This window comes from Candidatus Eremiobacteraceae bacterium (genome assembly GCA_035295225.1).
Taxonomy (GTDB): domain Bacteria; phylum Vulcanimicrobiota; class Vulcanimicrobiia; order Eremiobacterales; family Eremiobacteraceae; genus JABCYQ01.
Genome location: DATGJI010000044.1, coordinates 1 through 2,644, shown reverse-complemented (window position 1 = coordinate 2,644; position 2,644 = coordinate 1). Strand labels below are relative to the sequence as shown.

The 2,644-nt window shown below is 63.6% G+C and carries 2 protein-coding genes; both read left to right on the top strand.

The genetic code is table 11. The annotated features are described in order from the left end of the window. The coding region (locus VKT51_07065; protein ID HLJ83910.1) for a hypothetical protein at positions 1 to 1,020 on the top strand (1,020 nt) is incomplete at its 5' end. A 186-nt stretch (positions 1,021 to 1,206) separates the two neighbouring features. Then, a partial coding sequence (locus VKT51_07060) for a diguanylate cyclase (GenBank protein HLJ83909.1) occupies positions 1,207 to 2,644 on the top strand: 1,438 nt, incomplete at its 3' end.

Sequence of the window (2,644 nt, the reverse complement as noted above, 5' to 3'; positions counted from 1 at the left end):
TACTATCGCGGCACGACCGGCCAGTTCGAGAACATCTTGCTCGATACGAGCGGTAACGAATCAGGCGTGAACGTCGGCAGCGAGAAATCGTATGGGCTCGAGTTCGCCTTCCAGAAAGGCGATTTCAACCGCAACGGTCTGTCCGCGCTCGTCTCGCTGACCTACAACCATAGCCGCTTCCACTACAACAAATTCGCGAGCGGACTCAACGTGCTCGACATCATCAATCAGTCGATCGCGAACTACAACGCGTACACCTCGGCATGCGGTGCGGGCGGCGCCGACGCGGGCAAGACGCAATTCGGCACCGCGCTGTGCGGCAGCACGAGCTCGGGCCAATCCGCGGCGCAGTGCTTCACTGCCTCCGGCGGTCCCGACCCGACCTGCTCGACGGCCAACCACGTCGTGAACCCGTATTGGAATCGCGTCGCCCAGCCGTTGGAAGATCCGAACGCGGACTACGTGCCCTACGACGTCATTCCCGACGAGCCGCTCGCTGCAGGCAACGGCTTCGGCGTGCCCTTTACGGGGACGCTGCTTGCGCAGTGGAAACACGACAAGTTCACGGCGACGCCGTCGCTGACGTTCAGCTCGGGCTCCTACTACGGCACGCCGCTCGCGATGATCGGCAGCGATCCCGCGACGAGCGGAGCCACGCTCGTGATTCCGGATGATTTCACCGGGCAGTTCGATCCGATGGGAGCGTTCGTGCAGCCCGCCCGGCTGACGGGCAATCTCCAACTGGGCTACCAAGTCGCACCACGCGTTCAGCTCAATCTCGCGATGACCAACATCATCGATTCATGCCATCAGCGCGGCTATGCATGGGATCGACGAGATTTTTGCACCTACACGACGCTGCCGTTCAGCGTTGCTCCTAACTCGAGCACGTTTGTCAGCGCAGCGGGCGACCCGAACTACACGTATCCCTATACCGTGCAGAACGGCAACAACAACACCCAGTTCCTCGGCACCAAACTGCCGTTCCAAGCGTACTTCACCGTCAACGTGAAGCTCTAACCGGACTTTGGGTCGGGCGGCAAGGGTCCGGCTGACCCTCCGCGGGCGGGATACTAGCGGGGCCAGGCCTACCCTTCGTCGTCACAGTCTGCGGATTTCGGTGTAAATCGGGCGCCGATAAGGGGTCGTGGCTTCTAGCGCGCTGCGCCTCAATGTCGGCTGCGACCGATATCTATAGATACCATGGTGATCGCGGACGCGATTGTCGCCTACGATGAAGCCGGCACGATACAATCGTTCAACCCCGCCGCAGCACGGCTGTTCGGCTATTCGCCGAGCGAGCTGACGGGGCGGCCGCTCACCACGATCATCCCGGAAGCGCTACGAGTGGGCGCGTGCAGCACCTTCGGCACGCATAAATCCGGCGCATCGTTTCCGTTGCGCGTGACCGTGCACGAAGTCTCTTCCAACGGCAGCCGGCAGTTCGTGCTCGTCGCACGCGAGACGGCGCTGCGCGCGCGCGGGTATGAAGATCTGCTCAACGAGCATTCGCTCTTGCTCGCCACGCTCGAAGCGACCGCAGACGGTATCTTGGTCGTCGACCGCGTGGGCAAGATCGTGCGCTTCAACGAGCGCTTCGCGCGCTTGTGGCGCTTGCCGGAAGAAGTGCTCAACATGCGTGACGACGACCGCGCCCTCGAATTCGTCCTCGAACAGCTCAGCGACCCGCAAGCGTTCATCGACAAGGTGCAGGAGCTCTACGCGCATCCGGATGCCGAGAGCTTCGACGTCATCGAGTTCAAGGACGGGCGCGTCTACGAGCGCCTCTCGGTTCCTCAGCGCGTGGACGGCAAGGCCGTCGGCCGGGTGTGGAGCTTTCGCGACGTCACCGACCTCGCAGTCGAGGAACGACGCGCGCGCCGCCGGCTCGATCGGCTGGACGCGTTGTGGCGTGTCGTCAGCCGCTCCGACCTCGACCGCGCCGATCTGGCGACCCGCGTGCTGGAAGAAGGCGCGCGCGCCCTCGGCTTGCCCATCGGCGTCATCGTGCGCCAAGAGGGCGACCGGATCGTCGTCGACTACACGAACAACGACGAGCGGGCGGTGATCTGGCGAGGGAAAGAGCTGCCGCCGAACGAGTCCTTTGGGGCGTTTGTGATCCAAGCCGGCAAGACGATCGACTATGACGATCTCATCGCCGACGAGCACACGCGCAACCACCCGCGCGTCGTCGAGTCGGAGCTGCGCGCCATGATCGCCACCCCGCTGTCCGTCGCGGGCAAGACGTACGCGCTGATGTTCTGTTCGCAACGCAGCTCGAACGAGCCGTTTGACGATGAGGATCGCACTTACATCGAGCTGCTCGCCGACTATATCGGTCGCATCCTCTTGATGCAAGAGCAGGACCAGCGCATCTCATACCTCGCGTTTCACGACCCGCTGACGGCGCTGGCCAACCGGACGCAGTTCCACAATCGCTTGGGCGAGACGATCGCCGCGGCGCGTCGCCATCAGCGCCGCTTCGGCTTGGTCTACATCGACCTCGACCGTTTCAAGGAGGTCAACGACACGCTCGGCCACGCGGGTGGCGACCATATCCTCGTGGAGGCGGCGCGTCGTTTGGGCGGAGCGGTCCGCCAGGAGGACGTCGTCGCGCGTTTGGGCGGGGACGAGTTCGCGGTGC